This is a genomic window from Neobacillus sp. 114, assembly GCF_030127045.1.
Lineage (GTDB): Bacteria > Bacillota > Bacilli > Bacillales > Cytobacillaceae > Neobacillus > Neobacillus rhizophilus.
Window position 1 is genome coordinate 5143786 of record NZ_CP126144.1, and the last position, 24199, is coordinate 5167984.

A 24199-nucleotide genomic window follows, 5' to 3' on the forward strand; every position below is an offset into this window, starting at 1 on the left:
CCAAAGAAAAAAACCGATATGACAATCGGTTTTTCCTAATCAATAGCTACAGGTGTCTTTATTTTTTTCAATGCGTCCGGGTCAATCCCCTCGATCGTAGCAGCAGCCTGCTCTAATGCCTCTTGATAATCATAACGGCGAAAAGCCTCTTCTGCATTTCTTAATCCATTTGCAACAGAAGGATACTGACTCCGGTATCGATTCCCGTATTGGATTGCCTTCTCAGCAAGCGTAACATTTTCTATCAATTCCAAAGTAGTATTTACCAATTTATCAACTGATAGAACAGCAATCTCTAAATACTGATTAAGTGCCGCTATATTAAGAGGCTTTTCCTCGAGCTGGTATCTGACATTTTGGATGCTCTCGTTCGTATCCTCCAATAAATACCGATATTCTTCAGGCAGTCCTGGAACATTTTGTTTTTGAACAAGGCGGAAGGTTTCTCCAACCTTTTTTGCCAATTCTTTGACTTTGTCTCTTGCTTCCAGTTCGTCCTTCCTAAGGGCTTGAAGTTTAAAGACAAAGGTTTGCTGCTCCTCACGTATGAGGTCTAAGTGTTCCTTTATTTCATTTAATTCGTCACCCATGATGGACTGAGCTGTTTGGTTTTGCTTTATTTTCTCTGTTAATATTTCATAGCGTTTATAAACAGCAGCAAGCTCTCTTTCCAAATTGTTCAGTGTTTCCAAATCCTGATCAGCCAATTGGTAGGTAGCCTGTACATGAAGGACTTCCGATGCGAGATATTTATTCACTTCTTCCGCATCAGCAAGCAGACTACTGGCTGCCTGTTCATTTTTCTTCACAAAATGCTTCGCATGTACCTCTTTTTCTAAAAGGTCCAAAAGAATATCGACCCGCTGTTTTATTTCTTTATTTCCGTCCTGAGCCTGATCAACTTCGCTTTTTTCAACTAAAGCTAAATTTTCTCTGATTTTTTCCTCTAGACGCTCTATTTCTGTTTCCACATGGACATGTTCTAAATAATACCCTTGTTCCAACATTTCCCGTAAACCAGACCTTACCTCGGCCAACTGGTTTGGAATCAGCGACTGACATTCAATTAAAAGTTGCGGAATTAAATCCATATTATTCTTTATACCAGTTAGTTTATCGTGAATGAATAGGACGACTTCACGTGCCTCCAAGTAATTTCCTTGCTCTGTCTTTTCATCGAATTCATGAAATTTCCCCATGACCTCAGTTAGCGCCGCTTCCAGATGTTTCTCAGAATTGCCAAAGCTATGGCGATGCGCGAGCAAGGTTTTCTTTGTCTCTCGATACAGCTCCTTCAATTCTTCAATTTCTACACGGTTCTTTTCCTCACTGCCGACCAATTCATGAAGCTCTTCGATAATTTTGTTTACTTGATTTTCAGTTTCTTGCAATTTTTCCGTGATTTTGCTTTGAGCCTCTTTTGCTTTTTTGAATCTATAGCGGTCTATGTATTCTTCTGCATCAAACAGCATTTCTTCCAAATCCGGCAGTTTGACAGTCACAATATCGTCCCATTCATTCCGCCAGCGCTCAAAAAGCTCCTCTGTTTGTCCGGTCATATTAAGCTGTTTTACTTTAGCCATTTCATCAGGAATTGGTCTATTGAACAAATCAATTTTCCAGGCCTCGAGATGGTCCATTTCTTTAAAGTGCTTTTTCTTTATTAGATATCCTAATACAAATATCGCAAGGATAAGGATAAATAACCCTATTATATATTTCACTTGCAAGCCTCCTGTTCCGAACAGCTGTCATTCTCATCTATTTAAAAATCCGTTAATGATTAAATTCGATGCCTTAATGATACCATGTATACGACAATTTTTGACTAGTAATTTCAATTTTTTTGTAAAAGAAAAACAAAAAAAGCACTCTGCTGCATAAATTCATCAAGACAGCCAGTGCTTTAGCTTTTTTTAGATAATTTCGAGGGAACTTTTCAGCTAAGGGCTTTGATTCAAATCCTGGACTCTACTTTATAATCGCTTCTTTTTTTATTTGAATATCGGAACAAAGAGTTTTGTCAATCCATTGATAAAGATCCTTTAAATATTTTTGCTCGAAAAACTTTTCATTTGGGAAAACATACAGCACTTCTCTCATGTAATGAGTATTCATAAACGGCATCATTAAGAGACCCTTTAGCTGGATAATTAAATAAGGAATCGAATGCGGCCGAAATTCATTCCACTCAAAGCCTCTTTCAAATATCTTTTGAAGATAGTACTTTTCCTTCAACGAATAGGTGGCCATGATTTCTCTTACCATTTGCGAATCAATTGACATTTCCCTGTACACAAAGCTGGCAAGCTGAATGTTTTCCCATTGATAATGGAGCAAATCCGCTACCACACGCTTCAGACAAATTGCTGCCCCTTTTTCAATGGTGGCAAAAGAAGCTTCCATTTTATTGATGTACTGTTCAAAAAAATAGGTAAAACAATATTCCAAAAGCCCCTCTTTGTTGCCAAAGTAGTAAGCAATGGTGGCCGTATTTACTTTCGCGGCATCAGCGATATCCCTTATCGACGTACCTGAGTAGCCTTTGGAATTGAACAACAGAATAGCAGCTGTGACGACCGAATCCTTTGAACTTTTCTTCATCCCTTTTCCCCCTTTTCGAACACAAAATCCCCTACTATAATTGTTCTTTACCTTGATAAGGATTCCTTTATGAAAAAATCGACAAAGTCTGCTTTTTTTCTTTTCAATCTGCTAAAATAGACTATAAAACTTTAAGAAATAGGGGGAAAAAGGATGTTTAACGTCGAAATGTACAAAGGGACCCGTGAAGAAAATTACGAATTAGTAAAGAAGCAATTGCATGCCCTCATCCACGATGAAAAAAATCAAATTGCCAATTTGAGCAATGCTTCCGCTTTGTTAAACCAATTTTTAGACCGGATTAACTGGGTGGGCTTTTATTTGATGGAGGACGGGGAATTAGTGCTTGGACCATTTCAAGGCCTGCCTGCCTGTGTCCGTATTCCGGTTGGAAAAGGTGTATGCGGGACAGCAGTCAGGAAAGCTGAAACGCTTCGGGTCGCAGACGTGCATCAATTCCCAGGCCATATCGCCTGTGATGCTGCCTCCCAGTCAGAGATTGTCATTCCACTTGTAAAAGGTGATCAGGTTATAGGTGTCCTAGATATTGATTCACCAGAAAAAAACCGTTTTGATGAATTGGACCAAGAAAAGCTGGAGGAATTCGTCGCTATCCTAAACGAGCATTTATAAATGAAAACTCGCCAGCCGGCGAGTTTTATATTTTATCAAGCGCTTGTTCTAAATCCTCTTTCAAATCCTCCCATGCTTCTAGGCCGACAGAAAGGCGGAGTAGTGTATTATCAATTCCCATTTTCAGCCGCTCTTCTTCCGGTACGACCGCGTGAGTCATTGTCGCCGGATGTTGGATTAATGTTTCCGTGTCTCCCAAACTTACCGCAATTTTAATTAATTCCAATTACAAAGTCGGGCGGTCATATTCTTTGTTCCAAAGGGTTGTATGGCTGTACATTTGGTCAATAACCGGCATGAATCACATCCGTTTCAAAACGGGCTTTCTTCATTTCCAAAATACAGGTCCCCTCCTGAATGAAACCGATTTCAATTTTCTTTAGTATATGTTTATTAAGAGAAGTCTGTTAAACACCTAATTTGGCCGAATCCAGTGTATAATAAAAATTAGCTTGACTTACCACGAATAAAAATTATATAATACTCTTTGTGTAAAATATTGCAGCCTATGAAACGACATTAGCTGTTCCATTTTGTTCCTCGCAAGAGCTTCTTGCGAAGGTGCATCGCGTAACCCTTAGCTGCTAGGGCGATGGTGCATGAAAACAAAATGGCTGTTATCGATGTTTCGTTACGGTTTTTATTTTACCAAAATAAAAACTTAAAGGAGGAGTCATTCATGGCTCGATATACCGGCCCAAGCTGGAAATTATCCCGTCGTCTTGGAATCTCTCTAAGCGGCACAGGTAAAGAATTAGAAAAGCGTCCTTACGCTCCTGGACCACATGGTCCAAACCAACGCAAAAAGCTTTCTGAATATGGATTGCAGTTACAAGAGAAGCAAAAGCTTCGTCATATGTACGGAGTTAATGAGCGTCAATTCCGCAACCTATTCGACAAAGCTGGCAAATTAGGCGGCGTTCATGGCGAAAACTTCATGGTTCTTCTTGAATCTCGTCTTGATAACGTAGTTTATCGTTTAGGTCTTGCACGCACTCGCCGTGCGGCTCGTCAGTTAGTTAACCATGGCCACATCCTAGTTGATGGCGCTCGCGTTGATATTCCATCATACCGCGTTGCTGCTGGCCAAACTATCAGCGTTCGTGAAAAATCTCGCAACCTTGATGTAATCAAAGAAGCAATCGAAGCAACTAACTTCGTTCCTGATTATTTAACTTTCGATGCTGACAAATTAGAAGGTACTTTCACTCGCTTGCCAGAGCGTTCTGAATTACCTGCTGAAATTAACGAAACTCTTATCGTCGAGTTCTATTCTCGTTAATTTGTATTTAGCATTCGTAAAGCCCCAGAATTTCAACTCTGGGGCTTTTTTGTGTTTCTGGAAATAAATAAAAACTCGCCGATTGGCGAGTCCGATAGGACGGTTCATGAGGCGTAGTTGAATTTAGGCTTTCCTATTAGATAAAAAATAGGAGTCCCAAAATCTAATTTTGAGACCCCCATTAAATACTATTGTTGAGTTAAAACTCCTACTTCCACTACATTTGAAGGTGCGGATTCATTTCCTGCAATATCAACTGCCGTTACATAGAAGCTTCCACTTCCAACATTATAGGATAGTGAGGAGCCGCTGTTGATGCTGGCGATCTTCGCTCCAAAAAATCCACCCTGATAGACACGGTAGCCGACGATATCATTGTCTGCCGGTGCGCTCCATGTGAGGGTATTGCCGGATGCGGTCAAGTTGACACTATCCGGTTTCTTGCCGTTATCGGCCATTTTAGCGCTTGAGACAAGCACATTGTCCCATCTGCCCCTATTTGGTATAAGCTGGCTGATATTTTTAAAGTCATTGCCTACCATTCTGGTGATAAAGTCTGGGTTTAATATTGTTCCATACTGGGTAAACTCTTTTGGTGTGGAATCAAGTGCCAGATATTTTTTATCCCCTATGGTTACATAATTTCCTTCGATTAAACTATCATCGACTTTCGTAGGAGCATCTTTGGCATTGAAATAATCACTTTCAACTAAGCCTGCCTTTGAGCAAGCAGCTGACGGAAGCAGGCCAGAAACGGCACAATACGACTTTTTAACTATTCCTTCAGGCATTTGGAAACTCTCTTTTGGAGCAACTAAATCCGGTTTAATTTTATAAGCCGCATTCATCAGTTCAGCCCAAAGATTATTGGTCCGCTGACTGTATGACATTCCGCTAGTTTTTAACGATTTCTGCGTATCATATCCAGTCCAAATTCCAAGTGTTACATTCGGGTTGAAGGCAACAAACCACGAATCAAAATAATTGTTACCAGTACCGGTTTTGCCTGCCCAATCAGAGCTGAAATTCAGTTTGCTTTTTACACCTGCTGCTGTTCCACTATTAATGACATCCCGCATCATATCTAAGGTCAGATAAGCAGTCTGCGGTTTAAAGACATCAACAGGCTTTACTTCATGCTGATAAATAATCTTTCCGTTCTTGTCGACAATTTTATCGATCAGATAAGCATCGATAAATTTCCCGCCATTGGCAAAGGTACTGAAGGCATTTGTATTTTCTTCAACAGTCACGCCGTTATCCATGGACCCTATTGAGGTAGCCAGATTCGTGTAATCCCCTTTTGTTAGCGAGGTAAAGCCCATCTTTTCCAGATATTGTGCTGGACGCTGGTCCACGATTTCAGAGTATAGCTTTACAGCCGGCACGTTATAGGATTTGGCCAAAGCATACCGTGCTGATACTAATCCGCTATATCTTTTGTCGTAGTTATGAGGCCATGGTGTACTTTTGCTTTTATCCAGTCTCAGTTCGACATCCGGAAGCGGGGTTCCGGGCGCCGCTTTTCCGATCTCAATAGCCGGCCCGTAGACGAGCAGCGGCTTCATCGTCGAACCGTTCTGGCGGACTGCACTGGTAGCGTGATTGAGCTGCTGTTTATGATAATCTCTGCCGCCAACAAAGCTGATGATTTTGCCGGTACTATTTTCGATCAGTTCTGCACCGACCTCAACAGGTTCCATTACGGTTTTCTTTTCACCAGTTTCCGGGTCTTCTTTTTCCTCCGGTTTATCTGGTCCATAATATTTGTAGTTATCTTTTACCACCTGCATTGCATCATAGATATCTTTGTTAATGGTTGTATGAATTTGATAGCCATCTTGCCGCAGGTCATGGCTGGCCATCGTCTTATACTTGTAATAAAGGTTTTCATCTTGTTTTAGATCTTTTTCGGTATGGCCATCTTTCTTAGCCAATACCGTTGTCAGAACATCAATGGCCCGCTTCTCGATTTCGAATGTCAGCCAAGGATAGTTATCAAGAGGATTCGGTACTGGTGGAGTAAAATCCTTTGTAATGTCATAGGCAGATGCTTCTGCGTATTGCTTTTCATTAATGTATCCGCCATCGTACATTCTTTTTAAAACTGTTTTCATTCTTGTTATGCCAGGCTCAAGATTATTCTTCACTGTGCCCTCCCGTGTGAATGGGGTATAGCCAAACGGACTTTGCGGCAGTCCGGCAATAAAGGCAGCCTCCGGCAGTGTAAGCTCGCTTGCATTTTTTCCAAAGATCCCTTTTGCAGCGGCCTGTACTCCGGCAATGTTCTGCCCTGATGAATTTCTGCCAAGAGTCGCCATATTTAAATACGCTTCAAGAATTTCTTTTTTATTGAAAAATTTCTCCAAACGAAGGGCCAGCAAAATTTCATTTGCTTTTCTTTGGAAGGAAACCTCATTGGTTAGAATTTGGTTTTTAATTAATTGCTGTGTCAGCGTGCTCCCACCTGATTGGATAGGAGAATTGGTTACTTCCTGAAAAAGGGCACGAAAAACGGCCTTAGGGACGACCCCATTGTGCTTGTAAAAATATTCGTCCTCCGTAGCAATTACAGCATTGATCACGTAATCGGAAACCTGCTCCAATTTAACCTCATCACGGACCAGGTCCGACCGCAGTGTTCCAAGATAAACATTATCAGCAAAATATAAGTCCGATGTATCTGTATAATTGTAAATATCTTTTTTCATACTTTCGTATGAACGTACGGGCTCATCCTTGACGAGCGAGGCAAAATAACCTGCGCCAACACCTGTTGCAAAAGCCCCTCCAAGGACCACAACCGTTAATAAAAGCAGAAACAGGTTCCAGAACACCTGATACGTAATCCTGGCACCTTTGACGGTTTTTTTATGAGTAATATAACTAAGGAGGGAATCAGCTTTTTCCTTCCAAATTTGCCACTTTTCTTTCATAGCATCACCTCTAATAAAATCACATCCATTATAGCATATCGGTGGTATAAAATTTGACAAGCTTCTACATTTTTCTGAAATTTCCATTTTACCGTTTGACTTTATCTTTAATATATGTTAAAAAATCATTAAGCATTTTTTTATAATAACAAGCTTTGAAGGGAATCAACTGTAGTTCTTCTATCCCTGTAATTAGAGAGGCAGCGGCCGGTGAAAGTTGCCACATATAGAAGAGTGAATTACATCCTGGAGCTTTCTCTGTGAAGAAACAGTAGCGGAGAACGGTTCAAACCGTTATTTTATCAAGTTGGAGGAATTTCCTCAAGCTGGGTGGTACCGCGTATATTTTACGTCCCTGCATAATTGCAGGGGCGTTTTTATTTTTTATTGGAGGTTTTGTGTAATGAACTTATTAGAGGATTTGAAATGGCGGGGCATTATTTATCAGCAAACAGATGAAGAAGGGTTGCAGAATCTTTTAGATAACGAAAAAATTTCGCTATATTGCGGAACGGACCCAACTGCTGACAGTCTGCATATCGGCCACTTGGTGCCATTTTTAACACTAAGAAGATTCCAGCAGCATGGACACCGGCCGCTAGTATTGGTCGGGGGCGCAACTGGCTTAATTGGCGACCCGAGCGGCAAAAGCGAAGAGCGAAAACTACAAACAATCGAAGCGGTTCAGAAAAACGTTGAGGGTATTAAAAAGCAATTAGCGGCGATTTTTGAGTTTGAAGGGGAAAATGGCGCGGTTATGGTCAACAACTACGACTGGACAAAGCCCATGAGCGTCATTGCCTTCCTGCGTGATATCGGTAAGCATATCGGTGTCAACTACCTGCTTGCAAAGGATACGATTGCCTCCCGGCTTGAAACAGGGATATCGTTTACTGAGTTCACCTACACGATTTTACAGGCGATGGATTTCAACCATTTATATGATCATTATAATTGCAAATTGCAGGTTGGCGGCAGCGACCAGTGGGGGAACATTACCTCAGGTCTTGAGCTAATTCGAAAAATGCACGATGAAGAGACGAAAGCCTTCGGGTTGACGATTCCGCTTGTAACCAAATCCGATGGTACCAAGTTTGGAAAATCAGAAGGCGGCGCTGTCTGGCTTGATCCGGAAAAAACCACTCCTTACGAGTTCTACCAGTTCTGGATTAACACAGCCGATGCTGATGTGGTGAAATACTTGAAACTGTTTACCTACCTTTCTCGAGAGGAAATTGAACAATTGGAAGTCAGTGTTCAGGAAGAGCCACATCTCCGTAAAGCCCAAAAGTCACTGGCGGAAGAGATGACACGCCTGATTCACGGAGAGGATGCACTAATGCAGGCCATCAAGATTTCCGAAGCATTATTTAGCGGGGACGTTCGTAGCTTAACGGCTGCCGAAATCAAGCAGGGCTTTAAAGATGTTCCGTCTTACGCGCTGCAAAATGAAGAGGAAAATAACTTAGTTGAACTTTTAGTAGCTGCCAAGATATCTCCTTCGAAGCGTCAGGCTCGTGAAGATATTACAAACGGTGCCATTGCCATTAATGGGGAAAAGGTAACCGATACAGCTTACTCTTTGCTGGAAACTGACAAAATTGAAGGCCAGTTTACGATTGTACGAAGAGGAAAAAAGAAGTATACGTTAATTAAGTATTAATTGCTTTAAAGGGGCTTTGGGACTGCAACCCAAAGTCCTTTCTATATGTAACAGCTTTTTTCTTTTAAACGTCAAATATATAAAAAGAAATTTGGAGGTGAAAGTAGTGAGAGTTTTAGTACACGCTGTTTTTATCCTTCTCATTGGCTTGGTTACGTTTTTTGGCCTTGGACCGGTTCTTATGGCAGATGGAAGCATGCAGGAAAGATTGGTTACGGGAGTAATTGTTTTGGTAATCTATCTAATCTTGGGATTTGGCTATCGAAAGGGAATTGGCTGGGCCGAGCGCAAACGGAAATAGCATATAAAGAGGCCGCCCAAAATTTATTGGAGTCGGCCTCTTTTGTATTTTCAAAAGTTAATCTTCCATTGTCGATAAATCACCTGTCGGCAGGTTTAACTCCCATGCTTTCAGAACACGTCTCATGATCTTACCGCTTCGTGTTTTTGGCAGCTTGTCGCGGAAATCAATTTCACGAGGTGCGGCGTGTGCTGCCAGACCTTTTTTGACGAACTGTCTGATTTCCTCTTTAAGCTCTTCAGTTGCCACATAACCATCCCTTAACGCGATGAAGGCTTTAATAATTTCCCCGCGCACCGGATCCGGTTTTCCGATAACTCCTGCTTCAGCAACAGCTGGGTGTTCAACAAGCTTGCTTTCCACTTCAAACGGGCCAACTCGCTCTCCAGATGTCATTATGACGTCATCGACGCGGCCTTGGAACCAGAAGTAGCCATCCTCATCCATGTACGCAGAGTCTCCGGAGACGTACCAGTCACCCGGCATGAAATACGACTCGTATTTCTCAGGATTGTTCCAGATCGTATGCATCATCGAAGGCCAGCCTTTTTTAATTGCAAGGTTCCCCATTCTGTATGGAGGAAGCTCGTTACCTTGATTATCAACAATCGCCGCCTCAACGCCAGGGATTGGCTTACCCATCGAACCAGGCTTGATTTCCATGCAAGGATAGTTACTAATTAACTGAGCACCGGTTTCAGTCATCCACCAGTTATCATGGATTCTCTTATTGAATACCTTGGCACCCCATTTTACCACCTCTGGGTTTAATGGCTCACCTACACTCAAGACATGACGAAGGCTGCTTAAATTAAATTTCTTAACCAGCTCGTCCCCCGCTCCCATCAGCATCCGGAATGCTGTTGGTGCACTGTACCAAACCGTAACACCAAAGTCTTCAATCATTTGATACCAGGATTCTGGGCTGAAACGTCCGCCGACAATAACATTCGAAGTACCAGTCAGCCATGGTCCAAAGATACCGTAGGAAGTTCCTGTCACCCAGCCTGGGTCTGCTGTACACCAGTAAACATCATCCTCTTTTAAATCAAGAACCCATTTAGCTGTTTGATAATGCTGAATCATCGCATTATGTACATGCAGTACGCCCTTTGGCTTTCCAGTGGATCCAGATGTGTAATGGAGGATTAATCCATCTGTCCGCTCAACCCACTCAATCTTCAGATCTTTGCTGGCAGTCTCAAATTTTTCTAAAAAGTTAATGCAATTCCCTTGTTCCTCCACATTTTTTCCAACGAGGAAAATATGCTTTAATGCTGGTAAATCCTGAACAGGTACACGGCTTAACAATTCTGGAGTGGTTACCAATACTTTTGCTTCACTGTCTTGCAGACGGTCCCTGACAGCCCCTTCCATGAAAGCTTCAAACAATGGACCAACAATAGCACCAAGCTTAATTGCTCCTAAAACAGTAAAGTAAAGTTCTGGAGAACGCGGCATGAAAATAAAGACACGGTCGCCTTTTTCGACATCGCCGTAATTTTTCAGCACATTCCCAGCCTTATTGGAAAGCTCCTTCATTTCCTTAAAGGTATATTTTTCATTTCTCGAAGCATCACGATAGTATAATGCCACCTTATTTTTTCTGAAGGTACCCGCGTGGCGGTCAATCGCCTCGTAAGCCATATTAACAAGGCCTGTTTCACTCCAAGAGAATTCCTTTTCTGTATCTTTCCAGTCAAAATTCTTATATGTTTCTTCATAGTTTCGCAAATTGAAATTCCCTTGGACTACTGGCAGCGCTTCCACTTTCATTCCTATCTCCCCCTCTGAAGTATTTGAGATAATTATAGTACAAATAATAACTATTCACAATTTTAAAAAAACATTTTTTAAAAAAATATAAACCTAGTGTTTAATTTTTCGAAAATTTAGTGAAAAATCTTTAAAGATAAAAATTTCATGTATAATAGAATTGAAATACCTAGATTTTTTCCAGGGGTGACCAAATGGAGCACAAAAAAACCTATAATGCTAAGGAATTAAAAACTCCTCACGGAAAATTAATTATTGAAGGCCCTGTCACTGCAGAAAAATTAGCAGGCTGTGATTTTCACGAAGACCTTGTTGCGTTTCGCCCCCCTGCCCAGCAGCACGAGGCATTAATCGGGATCGCCGATTTACCGGAAGGAAGAATTATTATTGCCCGGCATCAAAATACAATCGTCGGTTATGTTACCTATTTATACCCGGACCCTCTCGAACGCTGGTCGGAAGGAAAGATGGATAATTTAATAGAATTGGGTGCAATCGAGGTGATCCCTCAATTTAGAGGCTGTGCCGTTGGTAAAAACCTCCTGATTGTTTCGATGATGGATGATGCCATGGAAAACTATATTATTATCACAACAGAGTATTATTGGCATTGGGATTTAAAAGGAACCAAACTCAATGTTTGGGAATATCGAAAGATCATGGAGAAAATGATGAATGCCGGCGGTTTGGAATGGTATGCGACTGATGACCCGGAGATCTGCTCCCACCCAGCCAACTGTTTGATGGCCAAAATCGGCAAACGAATCGATAACGAATCCGTCCAACGATTTGACCGGCTGCGTTTTATGAATCGGTTTATGTACTAACGAGGAAACATTCTAGAATTTTAGAGAATTGGGGGAAATCCTATGATCGTGGAAGAAATTATGCAATCGGATGTAGCTGCCCTCTCTCCCACTGATACCATTGCAGACGCCATGGCATTAATGGAATTAAGGAAAATTCGCCACATCCCAATTATTGATAAAGATGGGCACCTGGTTGGTCTTGTTACCGTTGCTAAAATAAGAGAGGCTACACCGTCCATTTTCCATGCAAATGAACACCCGGAAATTTTGAAAAAACCCCTAGATACGATAATGGAAAAAAACGTCATCACAAGCCATCCCCTGGATTTTGTTGAAGAGACCGCCGCTCTTTTCTATGAACATAAAATAAGCTGCCTTCCGGTCATCAATAATCGAAAATTAGTGGGAATTGTGACAGAAACGGATTTATTAAGAACAATGATTGAGTTAACAGGTGTTCACCAGCCTGGCTCGCAAATTGAAATAAAAGTGCCGAATATCTCCGGAATTCTCAGTGAAATCGCAGAAATTATCCGAAAACGGAAGGCAAACATCTTAAGTGTACTCGTTTACCCAGATAAACAGGATGAACAATATAAAATACTTGTTATCAGAGTTCAATTAATGAACCCTACCGGATTGATTCAAGACCTTAAAGAAGCTGGCCACCAGGTGTTATGGCCAAATTTGCCGGGGATGTCTATATGAATGATCGCTGTTCCTTTATTTACTCAGAAGACCTTCTGAATTATCGATTCAACAGCCATCATCCTTTCAATCAATTCCGGCTTAAACTCACAGTAGATTTATTAAATAGAATAAATGCCTTAGACCCCAATCAGATTGTTAAGCCAAGAATGGCGACAGAAGAGGAATTAACTTTAATCCATGACCCAAGCTACGTAGAAGCAGTAAAAAAGGCCGGCCAGGGGCTTCTTCCGAAAGAAATAGCTGAAAACTATGGTTTAGGTACTGAAGATACCCCTATTTTCCCTAATATGCATGAGGCTAGTTCTTTGATGGTAGGGGGTACCTTAACGGCTGTCGATGAGGTAATGACCGGAAAAACACTTCATGCCCTGCACCTTGGCGGCGGTCTGCATCACGGATTTCGTGGGAAAGCCTCCGGATTTTGTATTTACAATGATAGTTCTGTTGCGATTAAATATATCCAGCAAAAATATAATGCCCGCGTTTTATACGTAGATACAGACGCCCATCATGGTGACGGAGTTCAATGGTCCTTTTACGATGACCCAAATGTCTGTACACTTTCGATTCATGAGACAGGCCGATATCTATTTCCGGGTACGGGCAATATTAACGAAAGAGGACAGGGAGCGGGATACGGCTATTCATTCAACATCCCTGTTGATGCCTTTACAGAAGATGATTCGTGGCTGCATGCCTATAAAAACGCAATCAGGGATGTGGCCGAGTTTTTTAAGCCTGATGTCATCCTTACGCAAAACGGAGCAGACTCGCATTATTATGACCCATTAACCCATTTGTCGGCAACGATGAAAATATATCGGGAAATCCCAAGGCTTGCCCATGAAATTGCGCATCAATATTGCGGCGGCAAATGGATTGCCGTGGGCGGAGGCGGATATGATATTTGGCGTGTTGTCCCAAGGGCTTGGGCATTTATTTGGATGGAGATGACAGAAAATCCTAATTGTTTTGGCAGTTTGCCGGAAGACTGGATTGAACAGTGGCAAAAGGAGTCCCCGGTGACACTGCCAAGGGAGTGGGATGATTCTGAGGGTATTTATCCTCCAATCCCAAGAAAAGCAGAAATAACGGAAAAGAACTTAATCACACTTGAAAAAGCACTATATCCAATTCGTAATCATCAAAAAAGTGAATCTAGATAATGAAAGTAGCGGCTCTTTAGCCGCCTCAGGCTATCGAAAAACTTTCGATAGCCTTTTATTTTACTCGATTTACCACGTTGATTTATTTATAAAAATATTAATACAAAGCCTTTTTAACATGTTTGTTGATTTGCGCCCCAGGCGCTTCGATTTCCGCGAGGTTCGGACACTTCCTCCTCTTTTCCAATCGATTTTGTCCGAAGGCTGCGCAGGTTAGGGCATTTCCTGTATGGAATGTCCTCATAAAGCAGCACACTTACAAGGAGGAGAAAATGTGTGTTGCAATACTTTAGGATATTTGACTCCCAGTTGATTGTAGCGGAGGACACTCGACTCCTGCGGGATAGAGAGGTCACTGGAGACCCCGCAGGCGCTTCCAGCGCCGAGGAGGCTCTAGGACCTCTCCGCGGGAAAGCGAGTGCCCGGAGCGGCAATTAACAGGCCCGTTAGCAGGGTTTAGACAAAATAAAAAAGGCGGATATTTAACCGCCTTTTTTACTATTCTCTTGTAGATTGCCGATGTTCAATACGATGTGGAAGAACCACTTTTTGTTCACTTACTTTTTCTTTGTTCATTAATTTGGTTAACAAGCGCATTGCAACAGCCCCAATATCATAAAGAGGTTGAACAATTGTCGTAAGCTGCGGACGGACCATCAGCGACAGTCTCGTATTGTCAGAAGTAATAACCTCAAAATCCTCTGGAATACTGTAGCCCTTATCCTCAGCACCATGGACGACGCCAAGTGCCATTTCATCCGCACCAACCAAAATGGCCGTTGGTTTTTCAGATAGTTCCAGCATTTTTTCAAAAGCTTCAATACCAGAATCGTACGTATAATCTCCTTCAATAATTAACTCTTCATTAAATGGGATATTTGCATCTTCCAAGGCTCTCTTATAGCCATTCAGCTTTTTAACGGTGATATCCGGTTCATATAGCGGTCCAATTACAAAAGCAATATCTTTATGCCCTCTGCCGATAAACTCTTTCACACAATCGTAGGCAGCCTGTTCATAATCAATGTTAACAGATGGAATTTTTTCAGATTCTTCGATAGATCCCGCTAGTACGACTGGAACTGGTGACCTTTCAAACTCATCTACATGATCAGGTGTAATATGTCCTCCCATAAAGACAATCCCGTCTACCTGTTTACCTAACATTGTGTTAAATAAATGTAATTCCTTATCTTTGTTTTGATCTGAATTACTTAAAATAATGTTGTATTTATACATGGTGGCAATATCTTCAATCCCGCGAGCCAGCTCTGCAAAGAAGATGTTGGAAATATCAGGAATGATCACTCCGACTGTCGTTGTTTTTTTACTTGCCAATCCCCTGGCAACCGCATTTGGACGGTACCCTAATCTCTCGATTACTTCCTGGACCTTTTTCCGGGTAACCGGTTTAACATTTGGATTCCCGTTAACAACGCGGGATACTGTTGCCATGGAAACATTCGCTTCACGGGCTACGTCATAAATTGTAATATTATTCACTTGTAACACTCTCCTAAAACGTACATTGTTTTCTTTATTTTATAGCATTTAGCTAAAATCTAGTCATAATTGCTTATGTGATAAAGTAAACAATCTTTAAGTATGTATTTATGATACGACAAGAAGAAAAAAGCCGCAATTATATTGTCAATATTTTTTTAAAAGCAGGAAAAAACCTCCTGCTATCATGGCAGAAGGTTCTTGTTCATTATACTCTTACAAAGTTGGATGCAAGGAGTTCATTGTAGAAGTGATCAAATTGCTCAAGGTTCATTTGCTGTTGCGCATCAGAAAGTGCTACAGCCGGGTCTGGGTGTACTTCAGCCATAACGCCGTCTGCCCCAATCGCAATTGCAGCCTTTGCGCATGGAAGCAGTAAATCTCTTCTTCCAGTTGAGTGGGTAACATCCACCATAACTGGTAAATGTGTTTCTTGCTTTAAGATAGGAACAGCAGAAATGTCTAAGGTATTTCTAGTTGCCTTTTCGTAGGTTCGAATTCCACGCTCGCAAAGGATAATTTGTCCATTTCCTTGCGCCATGATATATTCGGCAGCATTGATGAATTCCTCGATGGTTGCAGCTAACCCTCTCTTTAATAGAACTGGTTTATTCACTGCACCAGCAGCCTTTAATAATTCGAAGTTTTGCATATTACGTGCACCAATTTGGATGACATCGATGTAATCAATAGCCATTTCAATATCGGCAGGACTGACAATTTCACTAATGACAGCCATATCAAATTCATTTGCAACACGTTTTAATATTTTCAGTCCTTCTACACCTAATCCTTGGAAATCATATGGTGACGTTCTTGGCTTGTAAGCACCACCGCGCAAAAGCTTTAAGCCTTTTTCCTTCATAGCTTTTGCAACAGTCGCCACCTGCTCATAGGATTCAACCGCACATGGACCAAAGACAAAATGCTGCTTGCCATCGCCAATTTTTTCGCCTTTTAAGTCTACAATTGTATTTTCTGGCTGTTTCTTTCTAGAAACTAACAAAGCTTTCTTATGGTCGTCCTTTTGGAGGTCAAGCCCCGCTTTGAAAATTTCCTTAAACAGGTGATCAATTGTTGAATTTTCAAATGGACCATCATTATTATCTTTAATTTTATCGAGCATCATTCTTTCACGGACTGGATCGAAGCGGAAAACGCCTTGACTTCCTTTAACCTGCCCGATCTCTTGGACGAGTCGAGCTCTTTCATTTATTAACCTCAACAATTCCAAGTTTAACTCGTCTACACGGTCTCTTAACTGATCCAATTCATTATTGCCCATCTTTTCGTCCCCGTCCTTTCTTTTGTCGGCATTTATTCCTAAGTAAAGTTATCTTTTTTAAATAGGATTAAGTTTACTGCCTCACAATCAAAGATTTTTAAAAATTATAAACTTTTTTATAATTAGGGTTTATTATAGCCGAAATAAATTTCTTTGTCATCACTTTTTTCTTTAATGATTAAACGCTTTTAAGCTTTTATGCATTAAAGTATTTTTTGATATATATTAAAGTAATATATGTGTTTTTTGGAAAAAGGTGACTGTTTTGTGGCAACATGGAACTATTTTTTATTCCTGCACGGGAATAGCTTGTGCCAAAGAACGATTTGTTATTTTCCAGTGTGAAGCACTCCACGATGGTTTCCCATCAGCAAAAAGAATGGCTTGTGGAGATTCGTGCTTAATTTGAAATTGTTCAGCGATTTCGTTTGATAATGGGCGGGAATCTTGGACTGCCAAATAGTAAGTTGGGATATTTTCATGTTCATTCGAAAATTTCTCGTATTCATTGTAGGCTGCTTGGCTGATTGGGCAAGTTAAGCTGTGCTTTAATAGATAAAATGAATTTTCTTTATTTAGTAATTCCGTAAACTCTTTAATTGAATCAATTTTTTTCAGCATAATTTTACCTCCAGAAAGTAATAAACGGTGAAGTAATTTTAACACTTCACCGTAATGTTTCACAAACAGTATGACTTACATTCCCTTTAAATCCTAACCCTGCTTTCTTCTTCCTCTAGTGCTTTTTGAGCTTCCTCTAATTTTTTTCGAATTTCATCGCTATTTGCAGAAGCTTTTGTTGATGCCGTTTTTTCGTTTGAACCTTTAATCGAAATATAGGTGGTTTCGGAATCCTCATGCTGCTCAAATGTGCTATCTGATTTCCCTTTCACTTTATTCACTAGATTAGAGGATTGCTGGGCAAGCCCCTGGGTAAGTGAGATGGTTTTGGACTTTACATTTTCCCTTAGCGGTGAAGACTTATCAAGAAGAGATCCCGTTTGGTCAGAAAGTGTGTGGCGAAATTCCTGTCCCTTTTTTGTACCTAAGAGCAGCGCCGCTGCCGCACCCGCCAGACCGCCAACGATAACGCCCAGCAGAAAACTGCTGCCGCCAGATTCGTCGCTTCGAACTTGATTGGTTTCACGTGATTCATACTCTCTTTTTGTCATAATACCTTCACTCCTCCTTTTTAATGTGAACGTTCCTTTTGCCTTTCATAAATGGTTTCTTCATTTTTGGCTTCCTTACGAGCCTGCCACATGTCTTTTAATTCAAAAAATACATTACTCCACTGAATAATTTGCGAAACTTTTTCTTTGCTCTCTTCTACTTGCTCGTCAATTGTATTCGTAATATTCTTTAATGTTCCGTTAAATTTCCTGACTGAGGTTCCAACCTCTTTAACAGAATCGACGACACTATTTAAGCGCACAGATTTATCTTTCAAATCTTCGGCAAGGGCATTTGTTTTTTGTAAGAGCTGGGTTGTTTCACTTGTTACACCTTTAACCTGTTTTTCCAGTCCCTTTAAAGTGTCCGAAACACTCGTAAGGGTAATTTTCAGGGATTTAAGTGTCGCTGATAAATAGAAAACCAGCACTAAAAAAGCTACTGAAATCAAGGCCACGCTTATGTATAAAATCAAAATCATAGTAAAACCTCCGATATATCCTATTAATTATGTATTGCCGTTCAAACTCTGGTTTAAACCTCGTTCATATCTTATACTACTTCCAGTGATTTGTCTTGTTTTCCTGCAATTTGTTAAAAAATTTTCCTTATATTATTGATATGAAAAAAGGATGCCGCACTTGGCGGAATCCTTTTCTTATTTAGCAATTTGTTTTTCATAAGATTCCTGGAATTTCTGAATGTCTCCAGCCCCCATAAAGAGGATGACACTATTATCATGATTCCCTAATAAATATGTGGTCTCTTCAGTGAGAATTTCAGCACCAGGGATTTTTTCCTCAAGGTCGTGAATAGAAAGCTTTCCTTGTTTTTCACGAGCTGACCCAAAAATTTCACACAAATAAGTTTTATCCGCCAGCCTTAGGCTCTCAGCAAAATCTTCTAAAAATGCCTGCGTCCTTGTAAAGGTATGCGGCTGGAACACGGCAACAATTTCACGATCAGGATATTTTTGCATGGCTGCATCAATGGTTGCTTTGATTTCTGTCGGATGGTGGGCATAATCGTCAATTAAAATTTGGTTACCCATCCTTTTTTCCGTAAATCTTCGCTTAACTCCCTGGAAGGTCGTTAAAAGATCTTTCACTACTTCAACATTAATATCTTCATAATGGCAAACGCCAATGACAGCTAGAGCATTTAGAACACTATGGTCACCGAATGTTGGAATAGAAAAGGTGTCATAATACGTATTGCGAATAAATACATCAAAGCTTGTTCCTTCTGTCGTTTTCACAATATTTGCGGCCTGATAGTCATTTTCCTCCGCAAATCCATAAAACAAGACAGGAACCTTTGCCTGAATTTTTTGAAGCTGCTCATCATCACCATAAGCAAATATCCCTTTTTTCACTTGGAAGGCCAACTCCTGAAAAGCCGAAAATACATCATCGATATTGGCAAAATAATCAGGATGATCAAAGTCAATATTGGTCATTATGGCATAATCAGGGAAGTAGGAAAGAAAATGCCGTCTATACTCACATGCCTCGAAAACAAAATACTCCGCACCTTCTTGTCCTTTACCGGTACCGTCACCGATTAAAAAGGAAGTAGGCTTCGCGCCTGCGATTACATGCGAAAGCAGACCCGTGGTGGATGTTTTGCCATGGGCACCTGTGATGGCTATACTGGTGAAATTTTGCATAAAATCGCCTAAAAAGCGATGGTAACGTATAATAGGAAGCCCTAGTTTCATGGCCTCTTGAATTTCCTCATGCGTATCAGGAAATGCGTTCCCGGCAATGATTGTCATCCCTGGCTCGATATTTTCTTTTTGGAACGGGAGTATTTTAATCCCCGATTGTTCAAGGGCCAGTTGAGTAAAAAAGCGCTTTTCGACATCGGAGCCTTGGACCTGAAATTTCATATCGTGGAGCACTTGTGCAAGTGCACTCATACCAGACCCCTTTATACCGACAAAATGGTAAATTGTCATAGAAGAACCTCCAACCAACGTCTATCTGTAAAACAGTATATGACATCTGTCTGTATTTGCTAATCTGAAAAAGCAGGGGAATTGCGCACCTGCTTTTCCTGAACATATTTCAATATTATATCACTGTTTATCCGTAAAAACTATTTTCGAACCCGAATTGCTCCAATGGTACTATTCGCTAATTAGAATTTACTGTTGTAAATTTGAACGCATATGTTCAACTACAACTCTGTCTTCGTCCTATCGGACTCGCCAATCGCTGAGTTTTCATTTCGCTAATCAGAATTTACTATCGTAAATTCTGAACGCATAAATTCAACTACACCTCTGTCTTCGTCCTATCGGACTCGCCAATCGCTGAGTTTTCATTTATTATTTGTCTATATTTACATATTTAGACTTGCATCCTGGATGGATTCCAAATCTGCTTCGTTAATTAACACTTCCCGCGGCTTGCTTCCGTTTGCACCTGAAATATATCCCTGCTGTTCAAGCATATCCATTAAGCGTGCAGCCCGGTTATAGCCAATTTTAAAGCGGCGCTGCAAGCTGGAAGTGGATGCTGCTCCTTGTTCGATGATAAATTCACAGGCATCATAAAACAACTCGTCTTCCTCCTCCGTTATTTGGGCCTTTTTTAAAAGTTCTTCCTGGACAAATAAGTATTCCGGCTCGCGCTGTTCTCTTACATGAGCGACAACCACATCAATTTCTTCATCGGTTACAAATGTGCCCTGCAAGCGGACCGGCTTTGATGAGCCATTTTCCAAAAAGAGCATATCGCCGCGGCCAAGCAGCTTTTCAGCACCGCTGATATCAATGATTGTACGCGAATCGACTTGGGATGAGACCGAAAAGGCAATCCTTGTCGGGACGTTTGCTTTTATTAAACCAGTGATGACATCCACAGACGGCCGTTGCGTTGCGATAATTAAATGGATACCGCACGCTCTTGCCTTTTGGGCTATCCGGCAAATGGCTTCCTCTACATCAGCCGGTGACATCATCATTAAATCAGCCAGCTCATCAATAATAATGACGATATATGGGAGCTTGTCGGAATATCTTTTATGCTCCATGGCCAGTTCATTAAAGCGGCTGATATCGCGGACACCGGTATGGGCAAATAGCTCATAGCGTCTTTCCATTTCATCGACTGCCCATTTTAACGCAGCGGTTGCTGCCTTTACATCGGTAATAACCGGGCTGACTAGGTGAGGAATCCGATTATATGGTGCAAGCTCCACCATTTTCGGGTCAATTAGCATGAGCTTAACATCTTCAGGACTGGCTTTATATAATAAGCTAACTAAAATCGAATTAATGCAGACACTTTTTCCGGATCCTGTTGCCCCGGCAATCAGACCGTGGGGCATTTTCTTTAAATCTGTCACAATCGGCTTGCCGGCAATATCGAGGCCAAGCACCACCGTTAACGGGGATGCTGTATCACTGAAAACGCCACTGCCGATAATTTCGCTGATTCTCACCGGCCTTGACTGTTGGTTCGGCACTTCGATTCCAATCGTGTGTTTCCCCGGAATTGGTGCTTCGATCCGGATATCCCTGGCAGCAAGACTTAATTTGATATCATCACTTAGATTGGTAATCTTGTTCACTTTGACACCAGGCTCAGGCTGTACTTCAAAACGGGTAACAGACGGACCTTGCGTTACATTCACCACATTTGCGCCAACATTAAAGTTTTGCAAGGTTTGGTTTAGCAATTCCTCTTGATAAAGCATCCATTTTGTATCGATGATTTCGGAAACAGGGGGATTTAGCAAATCCGCCATTGGGAATTGATATTCGCCTGCTGCGGCAATCTCTTGGATATGGTGGTCATTATGCTCTTCACGACGGCTATTGGTTTCAACGATTATTTCTTTTTGCTGTGTATTAATTGATTCCTGCTGTTGCGGTTCCTCGTTCACTTTAAGCAGGCTGTTGTTTTCCACGACTTGCTCAAGTTGAGAAGCGGCAATTAAAGCCTGCTTTTGCCGTTCTTCGTCGAGTCTTCTTTTCTTTACTTCCCATTTTTCCCGATCCTGCTTTAACATCATGACGTTGAAAGGAAGATGAGAACGCTTAGGCTTAGGAGGTTCAGATTCCTCGAATTGATCTTCTTCGATACGAAGTGGTGCTAGTTCTGATTCCTCGATTAGGTTTTCTTCGATAAGAAGTGGCGGTAGTTCAGATTCCTCAATTTGGTTCTCTTCAATCTGAAGTGGCAGTTCACCATCCTCGCCTGCTTGTGCTTGAAACTCCTCATTCAGAACAGGGCTGTTATCCATCTCGTCGGAGTATGTATTGTCAACTAGAGGGATTTCCTCAAGGGTAACAGTCTCTTTAAGTTCATCTTCTGTCTCCAATATTTTGGGGACAAAATTTGAAATTGGTATTGTAGGATTCTCTTCCGTCGGCAGCGGAGTAGACTGGCTTGTATTTTCTTCCTTGAAAAAATGACTCAATTCATGTTCAACAACTGCGCCTGTTTTTCTTGGCCGATTGAAGCCAAATACTGGGGAAGGAATTTCGGTTGGGTGAAACGGCCCTCGCGCTCTTTTTGTAGGTTCCGTTTTTATCTTTAGCGGTTCCGTTTTCATCTTTGAAGGTGCTATTGGACTCAGTTCAACCTGGCTCTGAACTTGTGTTGGTCTGTTGGCTGCCTCCCTTTCCTTCCTTTTTTTCGGCCGTTTTTCTTCAACCGGCTTTTTTAATTCTAAAGAAGTCTTTAATGTATTTTTAGGATATTGATAAGAAACTCTTGCATCCAAATCTTTTGTGCTTTCACTTTGAGATAAAAATGTTGGAACTTCCGGTTTATTATTATGAACGGGGTGCTTGTCAAATTTGCCTTCCTCGTCTTTCTTTAATTTTTGAAAAAAGTTTTGGATCCAGCTCAAAACTATCACTCTTTCTATTTTAGCTAATAGCGTAAATTCAACTACGTCTCTGTCTTCGTCCTATCATCGAGTTTTCATTTACTTGTCACTCTATTTTATCAGCATTTTTTATTTTTTCGACATTATTCTATAGAAACTGCTAAAATATATAAAATTTCGTTCTTGAGACACAGAAAAAAGGATCACTCTCACCAAGTGATCCCATACCTTTATTTATTTTTTCCTAAAATAAAAATTGGTTCTAATTCACCTTTTTCGTATAAAAACGACAGGGCGGTGATTGGAACGCGGCCGCTGGCAAAAAAGCTCATCGCCATTTGTGCCATTACATCATAGCCTCTGTCATTGCGGATATCGGCGATAATCAAGACATCCTGGTGAGGAACGGCCACAACCATTGTCCCGGTAATCCGCTTCTCCATATCATTCAAGAATCCCTTATTTAAAATCCGGCTTGCATCATACCCATCATTGGTATTAAGAAAATAGAAAATGTTTCCGGCTACTTGGTCTTCCTTCACTGTTGTAGTCAGCGATCTTGCGTTAAATAAGGCAATTTCCTTAATCCTCAATGGATCCCAGCCTTCTTTTTGCATAATGCTGGAATCAATTAAGCGGTAGGTTTTCCCCATATCATACGCATAATAAATTTTCGTCTCCGCCGTATGTTCGTCGATTAGGAATGGAACCCCTTCTTCGGCTTCCTTCGGAAAAGAGGATGAACGGATTACTGGGAAGATTTTTTTCTCATGGTCAGTTAATTGAATTGTTTCCTCCATGGCCCGAAGCCCTTCTTCCACATAATAAACAACTTCGTCGATCGCTTTATCCTTCTCATCGTGCCATTTTGCCACAATCCCTGCTAGAGCAACCGTAATCCCTTTTCCAGTTCGTTTGCTTTCAATACGCAGCTGATCCTTATCGCGATCATAGGTTACTACTCTATCTTCTTTATCTAAACGCGATTCGAGTTCTCGCTTCATCTTTTTACTGTCCATTTTCATTTATATCCCTCCGGCATTAAAAGGAGTAGTTTTCTTTATTAGATAAAAAGGCTCCTTCTCCAAAAGGAGATGGAGCCTTGTGCTGATTTATTTTAAACCTGTAATAAATTTTTCGATTTCCTCTTGTGTTTTACGGTCTTTACTAACAAAGCGGCCCAGTTCTTTTCCGTTTTCGTAGGCAATAAAACTTGGGATCCCGAAAACATCGAGCTGCTGGCATAAATCAATATATTGATCACGGTCTACATGGATAAAGGTATATTCCGTGAATTTGGACTCAATCTCTGGCAAGACTGGTTCAATAAACCGGCAGTCCCCACACCAATTAGCTGAGAACATAAAAATCGTTTTTCCCTGGTCACGCAATTGCTCAAATTGCTCCATGGACTCTAAATGTTTCATAATTTAACGACCCCCGTATTGAAAGAATGTTTTTTCAATCATAACAATCCATCCCGTTTTCAGTCCAATAATATGCAATCGGACA

Annotated in this window: 20 protein-coding genes, 1 pseudogene and 1 other annotated feature; of the genes and pseudogenes, 7 read left to right on the top strand and 14 right to left on the bottom strand. The window is 41.1% G+C overall.

The features are described from left to right. Positions 1 to 35 precede the first annotated feature (35 nt). Together ezrA and refZ are read right to left on the bottom strand one after the other, a co-directional pair. On the bottom strand, positions 36 to 1724 hold the full coding sequence (ezrA, locus tag QNN06_RS25240) for a septation ring formation regulator EzrA (RefSeq protein ID WP_213119891.1): 1689 nt from the start codon (positions 1722 to 1724) through the stop codon (positions 36 to 38). A 247-nt stretch (positions 1725 to 1971) separates the two neighbouring features. Then, complete coding sequence (gene refZ / locus QNN06_RS25245) at positions 1972 to 2604, bottom strand: forespore capture DNA-binding protein RefZ (protein ID WP_213119890.1); 633 nt, start codon at positions 2602 to 2604, stop codon at positions 1972 to 1974. A gap of 153 nt (positions 2605 to 2757) precedes the next feature. Between refZ and QNN06_RS25250 the strand changes: the two genes are divergently transcribed. Continuing rightward, entirely contained in the window at positions 2758 to 3237 is a 480-nt protein-coding gene (locus tag QNN06_RS25250; protein ID WP_217037258.1) for a GAF domain-containing protein, read from the top strand. Between the two features lie 25 nt (positions 3238 to 3262). Here QNN06_RS25250 and QNN06_RS25255 read toward each other — a convergent pair. Continuing rightward, a pseudogene (locus tag QNN06_RS25255) lies at positions 3263 to 3463 on the bottom strand (PLP-dependent transferase); the annotation flags it as partial. Between the two features lie 453 nt (positions 3464 to 3916). On the opposite strand from QNN06_RS25255, the gene rpsD reads away from it, so the two are divergent. Continuing rightward, complete coding sequence (gene rpsD, locus QNN06_RS25260; protein WP_213119888.1) at positions 3917 to 4519, top strand: 30S ribosomal protein S4; 603 nt, start codon at positions 3917 to 3919, stop codon at positions 4517 to 4519. A gap of 188 nt (positions 4520 to 4707) precedes the next feature. Here rpsD and QNN06_RS25265 read toward each other — a convergent pair whose 3' ends face one another. Beyond that, a complete protein-coding gene (locus tag QNN06_RS25265) occupies positions 4708 to 7455 on the bottom strand; it encodes a transglycosylase domain-containing protein (protein WP_284036164.1) in 2748 nt (915 codons plus the stop codon). Between the two features lie 146 nt (positions 7456 to 7601). After that, positions 7602 to 7815: a binding site (T-box leader), on the top strand. Between the two features lie 43 nt (positions 7816 to 7858). Here QNN06_RS25265 and tyrS point away from each other — a divergent pair. Together tyrS and QNN06_RS25275 are read left to right on the top strand one after the other, a co-directional pair. Then, complete coding sequence (gene tyrS / locus QNN06_RS25270; RefSeq protein WP_284036165.1) at positions 7859 to 9118, top strand: tyrosine--tRNA ligase; 1260 nt, start codon at positions 7859 to 7861, stop codon at positions 9116 to 9118. A 106-nt stretch (positions 9119 to 9224) separates the two neighbouring features. Continuing rightward, positions 9225 to 9419, top strand: a complete 195-nt coding sequence (locus QNN06_RS25275) for a DUF6954 family protein (protein ID WP_213119885.1) — start codon at positions 9225 to 9227, stop codon at positions 9417 to 9419. Between the two features lie 57 nt (positions 9420 to 9476). Here QNN06_RS25275 and acsA read toward each other — a convergent pair whose 3' ends face one another. Then, positions 9477 to 11195, bottom strand: coding sequence for an acetate--CoA ligase (acsA, locus tag QNN06_RS25280; RefSeq protein WP_284036166.1), 1719 nt, complete (start codon positions 11193 to 11195; stop codon positions 9477 to 9479). Between the two features lie 194 nt (positions 11196 to 11389). Between acsA and QNN06_RS25285 the strand changes: the two genes are divergently transcribed. From QNN06_RS25285 to QNN06_RS25295, 3 genes are read left to right on the top strand one after another with little or no spacing between them, the layout of a single operon-like run. After that, positions 11390 to 12022 carry a GNAT family N-acetyltransferase gene (locus QNN06_RS25285; RefSeq protein ID WP_284036167.1) on the top strand — a complete coding sequence of 211 codons (633 nt, stop codon included), beginning with the start codon at positions 11390 to 11392 and terminating at the stop codon, positions 12020 to 12022. A 42-nt stretch (positions 12023 to 12064) separates the two neighbouring features. Then, positions 12065 to 12712 (top strand): acetoin utilization AcuB family protein, encoded by a 648-nt coding sequence (locus QNN06_RS25290; RefSeq protein ID WP_213119882.1) that lies wholly within the window; start codon positions 12065 to 12067, stop codon positions 12710 to 12712. Then, entirely contained in the window at positions 12709 to 13881 is a 1173-nt protein-coding gene (locus tag QNN06_RS25295; RefSeq protein ID WP_284036168.1) for an acetoin utilization protein AcuC, read from the top strand. Before QNN06_RS25290 ends, QNN06_RS25295 begins: the two co-directional genes overlap by 4 nt. 498 nt (positions 13882 to 14379) lie before the next feature. Here the strand turns inward: QNN06_RS25295 and ccpA are convergent, their stop codons facing one another. The 9 genes from ccpA to QNN06_RS25340 form a co-directional block, all read right to left on the bottom strand. After that, on the bottom strand, positions 14380 to 15384 hold the full coding sequence (gene ccpA, locus QNN06_RS25300; RefSeq protein ID WP_213119880.1) for a catabolite control protein A: 1005 nt from the start codon (positions 15382 to 15384) through the stop codon (positions 14380 to 14382). Between the two features lie 208 nt (positions 15385 to 15592). Continuing rightward, complete coding sequence (locus QNN06_RS25305; RefSeq protein WP_213119879.1) at positions 15593 to 16669, bottom strand: bifunctional 3-deoxy-7-phosphoheptulonate synthase/chorismate mutase; 1077 nt, start codon at positions 16667 to 16669, stop codon at positions 15593 to 15595. Between the two features lie 288 nt (positions 16670 to 16957). Next, positions 16958 to 17287, bottom strand: a complete 330-nt coding sequence (gene ytxJ, locus QNN06_RS25310) for a bacillithiol system redox-active protein YtxJ (protein ID WP_284037980.1) — start codon at positions 17285 to 17287, stop codon at positions 16958 to 16960. Positions 17288 to 17376: 89 nt separating this feature from the next. Continuing rightward, positions 17377 to 17841, bottom strand: coding sequence for a YtxH domain-containing protein (locus QNN06_RS25315; protein ID WP_284036169.1), 465 nt, complete (start codon positions 17839 to 17841; stop codon positions 17377 to 17379). Positions 17842 to 17861: 20 nt separating this feature from the next. Beyond that, the gene (locus tag QNN06_RS25320) at positions 17862 to 18323 is read right to left on the bottom strand and encodes a DUF948 domain-containing protein (RefSeq protein WP_284036170.1); all 462 of its coding nucleotides are present in this window, start codon (positions 18321 to 18323) and stop codon (positions 17862 to 17864) included. Between the two features lie 177 nt (positions 18324 to 18500). Beyond that, the gene (gene murC / locus QNN06_RS25325; RefSeq protein WP_213119875.1) at positions 18501 to 19802 is read right to left on the bottom strand and encodes a UDP-N-acetylmuramate--L-alanine ligase; all 1302 of its coding nucleotides are present in this window, start codon (positions 19800 to 19802) and stop codon (positions 18501 to 18503) included. A 386-nt stretch (positions 19803 to 20188) separates the two neighbouring features. Further along, entirely contained in the window at positions 20189 to 22708 is a 2520-nt protein-coding gene (locus QNN06_RS25330; RefSeq protein ID WP_284036171.1) for a DNA translocase FtsK, read from the bottom strand. Between the two features lie 209 nt (positions 22709 to 22917). After that, positions 22918 to 23712, bottom strand: coding sequence for a DUF1444 domain-containing protein (locus QNN06_RS25335; protein ID WP_284036172.1), 795 nt, complete (start codon positions 23710 to 23712; stop codon positions 22918 to 22920). Between the two features lie 87 nt (positions 23713 to 23799). Further along, the gene (locus QNN06_RS25340) at positions 23800 to 24114 is read right to left on the bottom strand and encodes a thioredoxin family protein (RefSeq protein ID WP_284036173.1); all 315 of its coding nucleotides are present in this window, start codon (positions 24112 to 24114) and stop codon (positions 23800 to 23802) included. Positions 24115 to 24199 lie beyond the last annotated feature (85 nt).